The sequence below is a fragment of the Stenotrophomonas sp. SXG-1 genome, from assembly GCF_014083965.1.
GTDB lineage: Bacteria > Pseudomonadota > Gammaproteobacteria > Xanthomonadales > Xanthomonadaceae > Stenotrophomonas > Stenotrophomonas geniculata.
This window is the reverse complement of the sequence record NZ_CP046588.1, coordinates 3,469,641-3,483,732: the sequence shown is the minus strand read 5'-3', so window position 1 is coordinate 3,483,732 and position 14,092 is coordinate 3,469,641. Positions and strand designations below refer to the sequence as shown.

Genomic DNA, 14,092 nt, shown 5'->3' with positions numbered 1-14,092 from the left:
GGCCGTGGGTTCCAATAATCGAACGGTCCCCAGGAGAACCCCCGCATGCTCGCCCGTCGCCGATTCCTGCAGTTCAGTGGTGCCGCTGTTGCTTCTTCGCTTGCCCTGCCGTTGCTGGCACGTGCAGCGGGCAAGGCCGCCGCCAACGCACCCACAGACACCGCCATCAACGCCGCCGGTGATTTCGCCGCGCTGGAAAAGGCCTGCGCAGGACGCTTGGGCGTGACCCTGCTCGATACCGCAAGCAGTCGCCGCGTCGGCCATCGCCAGGACGAGCGCTTCCCGATGTGCAGCACCTTCAAGAGCATGCTGGCCGCAACCGTGCTCAGCCAGGCCGAGCGCGCACCCGCGCTGCTCGACCGGCGCGTACCGGTGCGCGAGGCCGACCTGCTCTCGCACGCACCGGTCACCCGCCGTCATGCCGGCAAGGATATGACCGTGCGCGACCTGTGCCGGGCCACGATCATCACCAGCGACAACACCGCCGCCAACCTGTTGTTCGGCGTGGTCGGTGGCCCGCCGGCGGTGACCGCGTTCCTGCGCGCCAGCGGTGATGCGGTCAGCCGCAGCGACCGGCTGGAGCCGGAAATGAACAGCTTCGCCGAAGGCGACCTGCGCGACACCACCACACCGGCGGCGATGGCTGGTTCGCTGCAGCGTGTGGTGCTGGGGAAAGTGCTGCAGCCGGCATCGCGGCAGCAGCTGGCCGACTGGCTGATCGACAACGAGACCGGCGACGCCTGCCTGCGCGCGGGCCTCGGCAAGCGCTGGCGCGTTGGCGACAAGACCGGCAGCAATGGCGAGGACGCGCGCAACGACATTGCCGTGTTGTGGCCGCGCGCGGGCGGCGCACCGTGGGTGCTGACCGCCTATCTGCAGGCCGGCGCGATCAGCAATGAGCAGCGCGCCCTGGTGCTGGCCCAGGTGGGCCGGATCGCCGATCGACTGATTGGATGAGGTAACCGGGGTCATTCAAACGTGGCTTGCCGGATCGGTTCGGCGCGCGCATCCTGCGCGCGTTCGAACCCCACGGAAGACCCCGATGAGCCATGAGTTGATCTACCTGCTGCTGATCTTCGCGCTGCTGGTGATCCCGCGCGCGCTGCAGCGCTTCAGCCTGCCCGCACCACTGACCTGCCTGCTGTTCGGCATCATCGGCATGCTCTGGCTGGGCGACCAGGCCCACGATGCGGTGATCGGCCTTCTGGCCACGCTGGGGATTTCCTCGCTGTTCCTGTTCGCCGGCCTCGAAGTGGACCTGCAGGCGCTGCGCCGTGGCATGTGGCCGCTGCTGGCGCATCTGGTGATCCGTACCGGCACGCTGTTCGGCGTAGGCTGGCTGGCCTGGCGCTACGCGGGATTGCCCTGGCAGGCTGCCGGCCTGCTGGCCCTGGCGCTGCTGACGCCCTCCACCGGTTTCATCATGGATTCGCTGTCGCGGCTGGGCCTGAGCGAGGACGAGCGGTTCTGGGTGACCAGCAAGGCCATCGCCGGCGAACTGCTGGCGCTGGCAGCGTTGTTCATCGTGCTGCAGGCAGGCGATCCGGGGCATATGGCGCTGTCCAGCCTGGCCCTGCTGGCGATGATGGTCGGCCTGCCGCTGCTGTTCATCGGCCTGGGCCGTTGGGTGGCGCCGCACGCGCCGGGCTCGGAATTCTCGCTGCTGGTGATGGTGGGCATGGTCGCGGCCTACATCACCTACCTGCTGGGCGTGTACTACCTGGTCGGCGCGTTCATCGCCGGGCTGGTCGCGCGCCTGCTGCACCAGCGCATGCCGTTGCTGGCCTCGCACGAGAACCTGCATGCGCTGCGCCTGTTCGCCTCGTTCTTCGTGCCGTTCTACTTCTTCAACGCCGGCACCAAGGTGCCCGCCGAAGCGCTCAGCTTCGAGGCCCTGGGGCTGGGCATCGTGATCACCCTGGTGGTGCTGCCGCTGCGCATCGGCGTGGTCTGGCTGCAGCGCCGGGTCATGTTCGGCGAGAGCTTCCGCAGCAGCCTGCGGGTCTCGCTGGCATTGGCTCCGACCCTCATCTTCACCCTGGTGCTGGCGGCGATCATGCGCGAGCGCTTCCAGATTCCGGCGGTGCTGTTCGGCGCGCTGTTGCTGTATGCGGCGTTGACCACGCTGCTGCCGTCGCTGGTGTTCCGTACCCCGTTCGATGTCGATCCGGTCGAGCAGGAACCTGCGGGTGAAGGCGAAGCCGCGCCGGTGGCAGCCACAGAAACACTGCCGGCGGCATCTGCCCTCGATCGCTGAGCGGATGCTGCGCGTGCGGTTTGCGCACTTCGGCCATGGCCGTTAGGGTTGGGGTATGAAACTGCCTGCCGCCGTCACCGCTTCCGTCCTCCTGCTCAGCCTTGCTGCCTGTACGCAGCGCTCCGACACGGTCGCCCATGATCTGGCGACCGCGCCGGCCGATGCCTTCATGGCCGCCATCGCCGCGCATTGCGGCCAGGCTTACGCCGGCAAGGTGGTGGAGGACACGCCGGCGCCGACAGGGAAGGACCCGTTCGCCGGGCAGCGCCTGGTGATGCATGTGCGCGGCTGCGCCGATCCGGCGCATGAGCTGCGCATCCCGTTCCACGTGGGGGATGACCACTCGCGTACCTGGGTGCTGATCCGCACGCCGAACGGGCTGCGCCTGAAGCACGACCATCGCCACGAAGACGGCAGCCCCGACGCGATCACCCTGTACGGTGGCGACAGCACGCCGCCGGGCACTGCCGAGCGCCAGCAGTTCCCGGCCGATGCCGATTCGGTGGCGATGTTCCGCCGCGCCGACATGCTGGCCTCCACGCACAACACCTGGGCGATGGAAATCGACCCCGACCAGACGTTCGTCTACGAGCTGACGCGCCCGGACGGCCGCCGCTTCCGCGTGCAGTTCGATCTGAGCAAGCCGGTCGACCTGCCGCCGCCGCCTTGGGGTGATGAGGCCGCGCAGCCAGCCCGGTAGCGCCGGGCCGTGCCCGGCGGGTTTTCTGCAGTTGACCGCGCCACTGCGCTCGCCGGGCATGGCCCGGCGCTACCCCTCACCGCGTGCCGAAACGTGCCCGGCAGCCGTTGCTCACCCACACCTGGCCACGCGAGTAGCCCCAGCTGCGGCCTTCCTGGCAGGCACTGCCGGACAGCTGCTGCTGCAGCACCGGGCGGCCCTGGCGCTCATCCCAGTCGCAGGTCTGCGAGCGGTTGTTGTTGCTGCTGCAGGTCACCGTGTAATTGCTGTTTCCGCCGCCCCAGCCACCGCCGCCACCGCCCCAGCCACGGGCTTCGGCGAATTCGGCACGGCAACCGCCACTGACCCAGACTGCGCCATTGCGCACGCCCCAGGTACGCCCTTCGTTGCAGGGGCTGCCAGACAGCTGGCGGACCAGGCGGGCATTGCGCCAGCCGACCGGGCAGCTGCGCTCACGGTTGTTCTGGCTCTCGCAGCGGATGGTCTCGCCGGGCCGGCCGTTGTTGCCGCCCCAGCCACCGCCATTGCCGCCGCCCCAGCCACCGCGGGCCTCGACGAACTCCGCTCGGCAGCCGTTGGTGACCCAGATGCTGCCGTTACGGCTGCCCCAGGTTCGTCCTTCATCACAGTCCGAGCCGGACAGCTGGCGCACCAGCTGCGCATTGCGCCAGCCGGTGTTGCAGACCCGTTCGCGGTTGTTCTGGCTTTCGCAGCGGACCACGCCGCTCTGCGCATGCGCGGAAGGGGCGGGCAGGGCAAGGGTACCCAGGGCACCCAGGCTGAGGGTTACGGCCAGGCTGGCCAGGGACAGCGGTTTCATGGCGGCATCCCATACGGTGGCAGGTGCCCGACTATAGGGAGGGGGGCGATCAAGCCGGTGTGACTGGCCGGATTTGCCCCGGCCGGGGCCTCGGCCGCAGAATACGAGGCTTTCCGGCCCCCATCCGGTGCCGGCGTTCTCCAGCGGAGCTTCCCCCCCATGCGTACCCACTTCTGCGGCCTGGTCGATGAGACCCTGATTGGCCAGACTGTCACCCTCGCCGGCTGGACCGACGTGGCCCGTAACCAGGGCGGCGTCTGCTTCATCGATCTTCGAGATCATGAAGGCATCGTGCAGGTGACCGTGGAAGTCGACAACGCCGACGTGTTTGCCGTGGCCGCGTCGCTCGGCTATGAGGACGTGCTGCAGGTGGAAGGCGTGGTGCGTGCCCGCCACGCGGTGAACGACAAGATGCGCACCGGCAAGGTGGAAGTGATCGCCACTGCCATCACCGTGCTGAACAAGGCCGCGCCGCTGCCGTTCCACGCCCACGAGAACCCGGGCGAAGAAACCCGCCTGAAGTACCGCTACCTGGACCTGCGCCGCCCGGAGATGCAGCGCATGCAGCGCACCCGCATCAAGCTGGTGCAGGCCCTGCGCCGCCACCTGGACGAGAAGGGCTTCCAGGACATCGAGACCCCGATCCTGACCAAGGCCACCCCGGAAGGCGCCCGCGACTTCCTGGTGCCGGCGCGCATGCACCCGGGCGAGTTCTACGCCCTGCCGCAGAGCCCGCAGCTGTTCAAGCAGATCCTGATGGTGGCCGGCTTCGACCGTTACTACCAGATCGCGCGCTGCTTCCGCGACGAAGCCCTGCGTGCCGACCGCCAGCTGGAATTCACCCAGCTGGACATGGAATTCGCCTTCGTCCGCGAGCGCGACGTGCAGGACTTCGTCGAAGACATGATCCGCGCCATCTTCAAGGAAGTGGTGGACGTGCAGCTGGACGCCAGCTTCCCGCGCATGACCTGGGCCGAGGCGATGCGTCGCTACGGTTCGGACAAGCCGGACCTGCGCATCGCGCTGGAACTGGTGGACGTGGCCGAGCTGGTCAAGGACAGCGAATTTGCCGTGTTCACCGGCCCGGCCAACGATGCCGAAGGCCGCGTTGCCGCGCTGCGCATCCCGGGCGGTGCAGCGCTCAGCCGCAAGCAGATCGACGAGTACGCCGCGCATGCCGCCAAGTACGGTGCCAAGGGTCTGGCCTACATCAAGATCGCCGACAACGGCGAAGTCAGCTCGCCGATCCAGAAGTTCTTCAGCGAGGAAAGCTTCGCTGCGCTGGTCGCGCACGTTGGTGCCGGCAACGGCGACATCGTGTTCTTCGGTGCCGGTGGCTACAACAAGGTCTCCGACTTCATGGGCGCGCTGCGCCTGAAGGCCGGCAAGGACTTCGGCCTGGTCGCCGACGGCTGGGCACCGCTGTGGGTCACCGACTTCCCGATGTTCGAGTGGGACGAGGAAGAACGGCGCTACGTCGCCCTGCATCACCCCTTCACCGCACCGGCCGTGGACGACATCGCCGACCTGCGCGCCAACGCCCGTACCGCCGTCTCGCGCGGCTACGACATGGTGCTCAACGGCAATGAGATCGGCGGTGGTTCGATCCGTATCCACCGTCCGGACATGCAGAGCGCAGTGTTCGAGCTGCTCGGCATCGGTGCCGAAGAAGCCCGCGCCAAGTTCGGCTTCCTGCTCGACGCGCTGAACTACGGCGCGCCGCCGCACGGTGGCATCGCCTTCGGCATCGACCGCATCGCCGCGCTGATGGCCGGCACCGAGTCGATCCGCGACGTCATCCCGTTCCCGAAGACCACCGGTGCACAGGATCTGATGACCGACGCGCCGTCGCCGATCGTCGACGCGCAGCTGGCCGAAGTGCACATCCAGGTTCGCCCCAAGACCAACTGATCAGGAGATCCAGGCAATGACCGAGTTCGCGTTTTCGCTGGAGTGGGAAAAGCTGGGCAATGAAGGCGCTGAGGCCAATCTGGTCACCGAGCGTGCACGCGTGTTCGGCGGTTGGCTGGTTCGTGTGGGTACCAACCCGGCGGCGATGGCCCTGACCTTCGTCGCCGACGGCGAAGGCCGTTGGGACGGTGAAGACTTCGGCGTCGAGGATTACGAGGACGACGAAGAGGAAGAGTACGACGAGGACGAGGACGAGGAAGGCGAGGAAGAAGAGGACGAGGACGAAGAGGAATACGAGGAAGAGGACGAGGAAGAAGAAGCGGAGTCGCCTGAAAAGGCTTGACCCGCCCTTCGCCCTGACGTCAACTTCCTGCATGTATTCGATCCGCCGCGCCACTGTGGACGACGCGCCGACCCTGTCGGCGCTGGCTGCCCGCACGTTCACCGAAACCTTCGGCCATCTGTATCCGCCGCAGGACCTGCAGGCCTTCCTTGAGGAGGCCTACACGGTCGAGCGCCAGCGCGTGATCCTGGCCCACCCCGACTACGCGGTGTGGCTGCTGGAGCTGGACGGGGAGGCGGTCGGCCATGCCGCCGCCGGCCCCTGTGGCCTGCCGCATCCCGAGGTGAAACCCGGTGACGGCGAACTCAAGCGCCTGTACCTGATCAAGGCCCAGCAGAACTGTGGCTGGGGCAGCCGCCTGCTGGAAACCGCGCTGGCCTGGCTGGAGCACGAAGGCCCGCGCACGCTGTGGCTGGGCGTGTGGTCGGAGAACTTCGGCGCACAGCGCTTCTACGCCCGCTATGGATTCGAGAAGGCGGGCGAATATCTGTTCCCGGTCGGCGACACCCACGATCTTGAATTCATCCTGCGCCGCACACCGCGCGCAGCCTGACGTTCACCGCCGCTTGCTGCGCGCGCGTGTTCAATCACCGTACGTTCCCGCCCCGCTGACCGCCAGGCTGTTTGCATGACTCCCCCCGTATTGCTGCTGCATGGCATCTGGAATGCCCGTGCCTGGGTCGGGCCGCTGGCCTGGCGCCTGCGCGCACGTGGTTTCCAGGTGCACGCGTTCGGCTATTCCTCGGTATTCGGTGGTCCCGACGTGGCCGTGCCGCAGCTGCTGGAGCGGCTGACCGATGCCGGCCCGTTGTCGCTGGTCGGCCACAGCCTGGGGGGATTGCTGGCGCTGGAGGCCTTGCGCCGCCAGCCGCAGCTGGATGTGCAGCGCGTGGTCTGCCTGGGCTCGCCGCTGCGCGGCAGTGGCACTGCGCGTTCGTTGTCCGAGCACGGCTGGGGCCTCGCGTTGGGGCGCAGCAGCGACCTGCTGCTGGATGGCCTGCCGGACTGGCAGGGCAGGGCCGAGGTTGGCCTAATCGCCGGTTCGGTGCCGCATGGGCTGGGCAGCTTGCTGGGGGCCATCGACGATGCCTCGGACGGCACCGTGGCCCTGGCTGAGACGCGCCTGCCGGGTCTGGCCGACCATTGCGTGGTCCGCACCAGCCACAGTGGCCTGGTGGTGTCGCCCGATGCCGCGCGGCAGACCGCGCATTTCCTGCGCCACGGCCAGTTCGACCACAGCCGCGACGCCGCCGCCGCGTAAGTTGGTGGGAGCGAACGGCCTGCCAGGGTGGGTGCGAACGGCACCAGGGTGGGTGCGAACCGTTGGTTCGCACGCTCTTCGCCGGGCATGGCCCGGCGCTACCGGGAAAAGCACCGCCAGATCGCCAGCGGTAGCGCCGGGCCATGCCCGGCGAGCGCAGCGGCATCCATCGGGCCTAGACACGGTTGCAGCGCCCGATCAGGTAGAATCCGCGCCTTGATCCTGAAGCAGCCAGACGGTAGCACCCATGGGTAGAGGCCCCTCCATCGAAGCCCGCAAGAACGCGTCCGACGCGAAGCGCGGCAAGATTTTCACCAAGATCATCCGTGAGATCGGCGTTGCCGCGCGCGGCGGTGGAGGCGACCCCAACAACAACCCGCGCCTGCGCGTGGCGATGGACAAGGGCCTGGCCGTGAACATGTCCAAGGACGTGATCGAGCGCGCCATCAAGAAGGCCACCGGTGAACTGGAAGGCGTCGATTACGAGGAAATCCGCTACGAGGGCTATGCCCCGGGCGGCGTGGCCGTGATCGTCGACTGCCTGACCGACAACCGCGTGCGCACCGTGGCCGATGTCCGCCATGCGTTCAGCAAGTGCGGCGGCAACATGGGCACCGAAGGCTCGGTGGCCTTCATGTTCAAGCGCCTGGGCGTGCTCAGCTTCGCCCCGGGCGTCGACGAGGAAGCCATCACCGAGGCGGCCATCGAGGCCGGCGCCGATGACATCGTGGTCTATCCGGACGATGGCTCGATCGATGTGGTCACCAGCCCTGACGCGTTCAACGCGGTCAAGGATGCAATGACCGCTGCGGGCCATGTCGCCGACCACGCCGAGATCACCTTCCGCGCCGACAACGACATCAAGGTCGAAGGCGACGTCGCCCTGCAGGTCAAGAAGCTGCTGGACATGCTGGAAGACCTGGACGACGTGCAGGACGTGTACTCCAACGCCGAACTCGGCGCCGACGCCTACGCCTGAGCCGTCTTCGACGGCCTGGGCGCGGGCCGTTGAACGGTCACCGCGGACAGTCATGAGCCCATACGCCTGCCAGCGCCTCCCGTTCCGCCCCGCCAGGAGTGCCGCATGACCCGCATCCTCGGCATCGACCCCGGTTCGCAGCGGACCGGGGTCGGCATCATTGATGTCGACGCCACCGGAAAGGTCAGCCACGTGCATCACCAGCCGCTGGTGCTGCTGGGCGCCGACGACTTCCCGCAGCGCATGAAGCTGCTGGTGCTGGGCCTGGCCGACCTGTGCCGGGAATATCAGCCCAATGAAGTGGCCATCGAAAAGGTCTTCATGGCGCGCAATCCCGATTCGGCACTGAAGCTGGGCCAGGCGCGTGGCGCGGCGATTTCCGCCGTGGTGCTGCGCGACCTGCCGGTGCATGAATATGCCGCCAGCGAGATCAAGCTGGCGGTGGTCGGTCGTGGTGGCGCCGAAAAGCAACAGGTTCAACACATGGTCGGGCTCATGCTCAACCTGAAAACCAAGCTGCAGGCCGACGCGGCCGACGCGTTGGCGGTGGCTATCACCCATGCCCACGTAAGGGCAACGGCCAACCGCCTGGGGCTCAGTGCCCGCCAGGCGTGGGGCCGCAAATGAGGAGCTGCACGCAATGATCGGTCGACTGCGCGGCATCGTCGCCTACAAGGCGCCGCCGTGGCTGGTGGTGGACGTGAACGGAGTGGGCTACGAGCTGGAGGCGCCGATGAGCACCTTCTATGACCTGCCCGAGCTCGGCCGCGAGGTCACCCTGTACACCCATTACGCGCAGAAGGAAGACAGCGTCTCGCTGTACGGCTTCCTGCGCGAGGGCGAGCGGCGCCTGTTCCGCGACGTGCAGAAGGTCAGTGGCATCGGCGCGAAGATCGCGCTGGCCGTGCTGTCCGGCGTCACCGTCGAGGAGTTCGCGCGCATGGTCCAGGCCGGTGACATCACCGCGCTGACCCGCATTCCGGGCATCGGCAAGAAGACCGCCGAGCGCATGGTGCTGGAGCTGCGTGACCGCGCCGCCCAATTCGGTGCCGGCGGCGCGCTGCCCACCGGCAGTGGCCCGGCTCCGGCCGACCCGCTGTCCGATGCGACCGTGGCGTTGCAGCAGCTGGGCTACAAGCCGGCCGAAGCCGCGCGCATGGCCCGCGACGCCTTCAATGAGGGCGACGAAGTGGCCACCGTGATCCGCAAGGCGCTGCAGTCGGCGCTGCGCTGACCTGCCTTTCTTTCCCCCAACCCACCGCCTGAGCTTCGCCAGGAGTCCCATGTCCAGCAGTCAAACCCCGCACGCCGCCGCCCCAGGCGGCCATGGTCACGCCCCTCCAGCCGGAGGCATGGCGCTGATCATCGGTGCGATCGGCGTGGTCTTCGGCGATATCGGCACCAGCCCGCTGTACACCCTGAAGGAGGCGTTCTCGCCGCACTACGGGCTCAACAGCGACCACGACACGGTACTGGGCGTGCTCTCGCTGGCGTTCTGGGCACTGAACATCGTGGTCACGCTGAAGTACGTGACCATCATCATGCGCGCCGACAATGACGGCGAAGGCGGCATCATGGCGCTGATGGCGCTGACCCAGCGCACGCTGCGCAACGGGTCACGCTCGGCGTACGTGGTCGGCATCCTCGGCATTTTCGGTGCCTCGCTGTTCTTCGGCGATGGCGTGATCACGCCGGCGATTTCGGTGCTGGGCGCCGTCGAAGGCCTGGAGGTGGCCGCGCCGGGCCTGCATGCCTTCATCGTGCCGATCACCGTGGTGGTACTGCTGATGGTGTTTGCTGCGCAGCGCTTTGGCACCGAGAAGATCGGCAAGGCCTTCGGCCCCATCACGTCGGTCTGGTTCATTTCGCTGGCCGCGATCGGTATCTACAACATCGTCGACGCGCCGGAAGTGCTGAAGGCCTTCAACCCCTGGTGGGCGATCCGCTTCTTCATGGAGCACAGCTGGCACGGCATCTTCATCCTCGGCGCGGTGGTGCTGGCAGTGACCGGCGGCGAAGCGCTGTACGCCGACATGGGCCATTTCGGCGCCAAGCCGATCCGCCACGCCTGGTATTTCTTCGTTCTGCCGTGCCTGGTGCTGAACTACCTGGGGCAGGGGGCACTGGTGCTCAACCACCCAGAGGCGCTGAAGAACCCCTTCTTCGAGGCGGTGCCGCCGTGGGCGCTGTATCCGATGATCATCCTGGCCACCATGGCCGCGGTGATCGCCTCGCAGTCGGTCATCACCGGTGCGTTCTCGGTCTCGCGCCAGGCCATGCAGCTGGGCTACATCCCGCGCATGCGCATCAAGCACACCTCGCACGACACCATCGGCCAGATCTACATCCCGGGCATCAACTGGGGCATCGCGGTGATGGTGATCGGCCTGGTGCTGGCCTTCCGCAGCTCGTCCAACCTGGCCGTGGCCTACGGCATCTCGGTGTCGGCGACGATGCTGATCGACACCCTGCTGCTGGCCCTGGTGGCCCGCTCGCTGTGGCCAAAGGCACGCAAGTGGATCCTGCCGCTGTGCGTGGTGTTCTTCATCATCGACCTCGGCTTTGTCATCGCCAATGGCGCCAAGCTGCTGCAGGGCGCCTGGTTCCCGGTGGTGCTGGGCATCTTCCTGTTCACCATGATGCGTACCTGGCGCCGTGGCCGCGAGCTGCTGCGCGATGAGATCCGCAAGGACGGCATCCGCCTGGATACCTTCCTGCCGGGCCTGATGCTGGCACCGCCGGTACGCGTGCCGGGCACTGCGGTATTCCTCACCGCCGACCCGACCGTGGCCCCGCATGCGCTGATGCACAACCTCAAGCACAACAAGGTGCTGCACGAGCGCAACGTGTTCCTGCACGTGGAAACCCTGCCGATCCCGTATGCGATGGAAGGGCAGCGGTTGAAGATCGAATCGGTGGGCGACGAGTTCTATCGCGTCTACGTGCGTTTCGGCTTCATGGAAACGCCGGACGTACCGCTGGCGCTGATGCGCTCGTGCGACCACGGCGGCATCTACTTCGACCCGATGGACACCACCTTCTTCGCCAGCCGCGAAACCATCGTGGCCACCGCCAACCGCGGCATGCCGATCTGGCGCGACAAGCTGTTCGCGCTGATGCACAGGAATGCTGCTCCTGCGACCGGCTTCTTCCGGATTCCGGGTAACCGGCTGGTGGAACTCGGCGCGCAGGTGGAGATTTAATCTCCACCGTCGATCCATCCAACCTACCGTGTCGACCAAGGTCGACACCCACCAAGAGCAGGCCATACCGTGTCGACCAAGGTCGACACCCGCCAGGAGCAGGCAGAGCAGGCCACGCCATCCAGACAGACTGCGGCGATCTGTCGAAGGCGGGGGTGGGTCCGGTTGAGGGGGTGTGAGCGGCATGGATGCCGCGACCAAGCCCCCATGGATGGGTTTACGGCGTCCCCCGCAACCGGACCCACCCCGCCAATCCCCAGGAAGACCGCTTCGGCTGTTGCTCTGGATGTTGACGTTGCCTCTGCGGGTGCCGGGCGCAGTCCGGCCGAAACCCGTACTTTTGCCGCATAATCAGCACATGACCGACGACCGCATCATCGGCGCCGGCGCCACCCGCGAGGATGACGCCGCCGACGCCAGCATCCGCCCCAAGCGCCTTGCCGACTACCTCGGCCAGGTACCGGTGCGCGAGCAGATGGAAATCTACATCCAGGCGGCCAAGGGGCGTGGCGACGCGCTCGACCACGTGCTGATCTTCGGGCCGCCCGGCCTGGGCAAGACCACCCTCAGTCATGTCATCGCCAACGAACTGGGCGTGGCCCTGCGGGTGACCTCCGGCCCGGTGATCGAGAAGGCCGGTGACCTCGCCGCGCTGCTGACCAACCTGCAGCCGCACGATGTGCTCTTCATCGACGAGATCCATCGCCTGTCGCCGGTGGTCGAGGAAGTGCTGTACCCGGCGATGGAAGATTTCCAGATCGACATCATGATCGGCGAGGGCCCCGCCGCCCGCTCGATCAAGATCGACCTGCCGCCGTTCACCCTGATCGGTGCCACCACCCGTGCCGGCCTGCTGACCGCGCCGCTGCGCGACCGCTTCGGCATCGTCCAGCGCCTGGAGTTCTACAGCGTCGAGGAGCTGACCCGCATCGTGCGCCGTTCGGCGGCTATCCTGGCCATCGACTGCACCGCCGATGGGGCAGGGGAGATCGCGCGCCGCGCGCGTGGTACCCCGCGTATCGCCAACCGCCTGCTGCGCCGCGTGCGCGACTACGCGCAGGTGAAGGCCGGCGGCCACATCGACGAGGCCGTGGCCCAGGCTGCGATGAAGATGCTCAAGGTCGACCCGGAGGGCTTCGACGAGCTTGACCGGCGCCTGCTGAAGACCATGGTCGACTACTTCGATGGCGGCCCGGTCGGCATCGAATCGCTGGCGGCAGCGCTGTCCGAAGAGCGCGGCACGCTGGAAGACGTGGTTGAACCGTACCTCATCCAGCAGGGCTTCCTGGTGCGTACCGCGCGCGGCCGCATGGCCACCCACAAGGCCTACCGGCACATGGGCCTGAAGCCGAAGAACCCGCCGCAGGACCTGTTCGCGGAGGTTCCCGATGTCGGTTGAGCCCCGATTCAGTTGGCCGACACGCATTTACTGGGAAGATACCGACGCAGGTGGCGTGGTCTACCACGCCCGCTACGTGGCCTTCATGGAACGGGCCCGGACCGAATGGATGCGTGCGCTGGGCTACGGCCAGGAGCGCATGCGCGCCGAGCATGGGATGGTCTTCGCGGTGCGCTCGATGCAGATGGATTTCATCAGGCCGGCACGGCTGGATGACACCCTGCAGGTGAGTGCCCGCCTGGTCCAGCTGAAGAAGGCCAGCATGGTCTTCGACCAGCAGATCCTGCGCGACGGCGAACTGCTGCTGTCGGCGCAGGTCCGCATTGCCGCACTGGAAGCGGCCAGTTTCCGCCCGCGTGGCATGGACGAGGCCGTCCTTGCCGTGCTGCAACCCCACCTCCACCCCGAATCCGAACACTGAGGAACAACGGATGATCGCAACGCTCCTGGCCCTGCAGGCCACGGTCACCGAGGCACTGCCGGCCGACGTCAGCAACGCCGCGACACAGACCCTTGCCCAGGCCACCACCGGCGGCGGCATCAACTACCTCGAACTGATGGCCAAGGCCAGCCTGCCGGTGAAGATCATCGTGCTGCTGCTGCTGGTCGGCTCGTTCGTCAGCTGGGTGATCATTTTCCGCAAGGCCCGCGTGTTCAAGCAGGCCACCCGCGAAGCCGACGAGTTCGAGAACCGCTTCTGGTCCGGTGCGGACCTGGGCAAGCTGTACAGCTCGGCCACCGACCGCAGCCGCAATGTCGGCGGCCTGGAAGCCATCTTCGAAGCCGGTTTCCGCGAATACACCCGCCTGCGCGACAAGCGTCGCCTGGATGGCCGCGCGCAGCTGGAAGGCGCGCAGCGTGCCATGCGCACCACCTACACCCGCGAAGTGGACCAGCTCGAGCGCAACCTGGAGCTGCTGGCCAACATCGGCTCGACCGCGCCGTACGTGGGCCTGGTCGGCACCGTGTTCGGCATCATGGTGACCATGCACGACATGATCAGCAGCGGTGCGCAGGCCGGCATCGCCGCCGTCGCGCCAGGCATCTCCGAAGCCCTGTTCGCCACCGCCATCGGCCTGTTCGTGGCGATTCCGGCAGTGTGGGCCTACAACCGCTTCACCACCCGCGTAGAGCGCATGTCGGTGCGGTTCGAGACCTTTGCCGAAGAGTTCAGCTCCATCCTGCAGCGCCAGAGCGCTGGCGACGAGTAAGCGCCTGA

15 protein-coding genes are annotated in these 14,092 nt (G+C 67.2%); 14 read left to right on the top strand and 1 reads right to left on the bottom strand.

Features of this window, described 5'->3' with window-relative positions:
* Positions 1-45: 45 nt before the first annotated feature.
* The 3 genes from blaL2 (at position 46) to GOC52_RS15965 (ending at position 2,957) form a co-directional block, all read left to right on the top strand.
* The gene (gene blaL2 / locus GOC52_RS15975; RefSeq protein ID WP_043400527.1) at positions 46-957 is read left to right on the top strand and encodes a L2 family extended-spectrum class A beta-lactamase; all 912 of its coding nucleotides are present in this window, start codon (positions 46-48) and stop codon (positions 955-957) included.
* Positions 958-1,042: 85 nt separating this feature from the next.
* Positions 1,043-2,257, top strand: coding sequence for a cation:proton antiporter (locus GOC52_RS15970; protein WP_010481576.1), 1,215 nt, complete (start codon positions 1,043-1,045; stop codon positions 2,255-2,257).
* Between the two features lie 55 nt (positions 2,258-2,312).
* Entirely contained in the window at positions 2,313-2,957 is a 645-nt protein-coding gene (locus GOC52_RS15965) for a hypothetical protein (protein WP_019337537.1), read from the top strand.
* A gap of 76 nt (positions 2,958-3,033) precedes the next feature.
* Here GOC52_RS15965 and GOC52_RS15960 read toward each other — a convergent pair whose 3' ends face one another.
* Positions 3,034-3,777 (bottom strand): DUF3011 domain-containing protein, encoded by a 744-nt coding sequence (locus tag GOC52_RS15960; RefSeq protein WP_010481580.1) that lies wholly within the window; start codon positions 3,775-3,777, stop codon positions 3,034-3,036.
* Positions 3,778-3,936: 159 nt separating this feature from the next.
* Between GOC52_RS15960 and aspS the strand changes: the two genes are divergently transcribed.
* The 11 genes from aspS to tolQ all read left to right on the top strand — a co-directional run bounded on the left by aspS (position 3,937) and on the right by tolQ (position 14,084).
* Positions 3,937-5,688 carry an aspartate--tRNA ligase gene (gene aspS, locus GOC52_RS15955; RefSeq protein WP_191849862.1) on the top strand — a complete coding sequence of 584 codons (1,752 nt, stop codon included), beginning with the start codon at positions 3,937-3,939 and terminating at the stop codon, positions 5,686-5,688.
* A 16-nt stretch (positions 5,689-5,704) separates the two neighbouring features.
* Positions 5,705-6,031 (top strand): hypothetical protein, encoded by a 327-nt coding sequence (locus GOC52_RS15950; protein ID WP_010481584.1) that lies wholly within the window; start codon positions 5,705-5,707, stop codon positions 6,029-6,031.
* A 31-nt stretch (positions 6,032-6,062) separates the two neighbouring features.
* The gene (locus GOC52_RS15945) at positions 6,063-6,584 is read left to right on the top strand and encodes a GNAT family N-acetyltransferase (RefSeq protein WP_019337539.1); all 522 of its coding nucleotides are present in this window, start codon (positions 6,063-6,065) and stop codon (positions 6,582-6,584) included.
* 75 nt (positions 6,585-6,659) lie between these two features.
* A complete protein-coding gene (locus GOC52_RS15940; RefSeq protein WP_029379762.1) occupies positions 6,660-7,292 on the top strand; it encodes an esterase/lipase family protein in 633 nt (210 codons plus the stop codon).
* Between the two features lie 247 nt (positions 7,293-7,539).
* Positions 7,540-8,271, top strand: a complete 732-nt coding sequence (locus tag GOC52_RS15935) for a YebC/PmpR family DNA-binding transcriptional regulator (RefSeq protein ID WP_010481589.1) — start codon at positions 7,540-7,542, stop codon at positions 8,269-8,271.
* A 105-nt stretch (positions 8,272-8,376) separates the two neighbouring features.
* A complete protein-coding gene (gene ruvC, locus GOC52_RS15930; protein ID WP_088026882.1) occupies positions 8,377-8,898 on the top strand; it encodes a crossover junction endodeoxyribonuclease RuvC in 522 nt (173 codons plus the stop codon).
* A gap of 13 nt (positions 8,899-8,911) precedes the next feature.
* Positions 8,912-9,505, top strand: coding sequence for a Holliday junction branch migration protein RuvA (gene ruvA, locus GOC52_RS15925; protein ID WP_010481591.1), 594 nt, complete (start codon positions 8,912-8,914; stop codon positions 9,503-9,505).
* A 49-nt stretch (positions 9,506-9,554) separates the two neighbouring features.
* On the top strand, positions 9,555-11,474 hold the full coding sequence (locus GOC52_RS15920) for a potassium transporter Kup (RefSeq protein WP_014038224.1): 1,920 nt from the start codon (positions 9,555-9,557) through the stop codon (positions 11,472-11,474).
* Between the two features lie 358 nt (positions 11,475-11,832).
* Complete coding sequence (gene ruvB / locus GOC52_RS15915) at positions 11,833-12,873, top strand: Holliday junction branch migration DNA helicase RuvB (protein WP_010481595.1); 1,041 nt, start codon at positions 11,833-11,835, stop codon at positions 12,871-12,873.
* Positions 12,863-13,294: a tol-pal system-associated acyl-CoA thioesterase gene (ybgC, locus tag GOC52_RS15910; protein WP_010481597.1), complete on the top strand. Its 432-nt coding sequence runs from the start codon at positions 12,863-12,865 to the stop codon at positions 13,292-13,294. Before ruvB ends, ybgC begins: the two co-directional genes overlap by 11 nt.
* A 10-nt stretch (positions 13,295-13,304) precedes the next feature.
* Positions 13,305-14,084, top strand: a complete 780-nt coding sequence (tolQ, locus tag GOC52_RS15905; protein WP_006438802.1) for a protein TolQ — start codon at positions 13,305-13,307, stop codon at positions 14,082-14,084.
* Positions 14,085-14,092 lie beyond the last annotated feature (8 nt).

Coding starts and splice junctions, on each gene's coding strand:
- ruvC (WP_088026882.1), top strand. CDS start 8,377: ATGACCCGCATCCTCGGCATCGACCCCGGTTCGCAGCGGACCGGGGTC.
- GOC52_RS15965 (WP_019337537.1), top strand. CDS start 2,313: ATGAAACTGCCTGCCGCCGTCACCGCTTCCGTCCTCCTGCTCAGCCTT.
- GOC52_RS15945 (WP_019337539.1), top strand. CDS start 6,063: ATGTATTCGATCCGCCGCGCCACTGTGGACGACGCGCCGACCCTGTCG.
- ybgC (WP_010481597.1), top strand. CDS start 12,863: ATGTCGGTTGAGCCCCGATTCAGTTGGCCGACACGCATTTACTGGGAA.
- GOC52_RS15970 (WP_010481576.1), top strand. CDS start 1,043: ATGAGCCATGAGTTGATCTACCTGCTGCTGATCTTCGCGCTGCTGGTG.
- GOC52_RS15940 (WP_029379762.1), top strand. CDS start 6,660: ATGACTCCCCCCGTATTGCTGCTGCATGGCATCTGGAATGCCCGTGCC.
- ruvB (WP_010481595.1), top strand. CDS start 11,833: ATGACCGACGACCGCATCATCGGCGCCGGCGCCACCCGCGAGGATGAC.
- GOC52_RS15935 (WP_010481589.1), top strand. CDS start 7,540: ATGGGTAGAGGCCCCTCCATCGAAGCCCGCAAGAACGCGTCCGACGCG.
- GOC52_RS15920 (WP_014038224.1), top strand. CDS start 9,555: ATGTCCAGCAGTCAAACCCCGCACGCCGCCGCCCCAGGCGGCCATGGT.
- tolQ (WP_006438802.1), top strand. CDS start 13,305: ATGATCGCAACGCTCCTGGCCCTGCAGGCCACGGTCACCGAGGCACTG.
- GOC52_RS15950 (WP_010481584.1), top strand. CDS start 5,705: ATGACCGAGTTCGCGTTTTCGCTGGAGTGGGAAAAGCTGGGCAATGAA.
- ruvA (WP_010481591.1), top strand. CDS start 8,912: ATGATCGGTCGACTGCGCGGCATCGTCGCCTACAAGGCGCCGCCGTGG.
- GOC52_RS15960 (WP_010481580.1), bottom strand. CDS start 3,777: ATGAAACCGCTGTCCCTGGCCAGCCTGGCCGTAACCCTCAGCCTGGGT.
- blaL2 (WP_043400527.1), top strand. CDS start 46: ATGCTCGCCCGTCGCCGATTCCTGCAGTTCAGTGGTGCCGCTGTTGCT.
- aspS (WP_191849862.1), top strand. CDS start 3,937: ATGCGTACCCACTTCTGCGGCCTGGTCGATGAGACCCTGATTGGCCAG.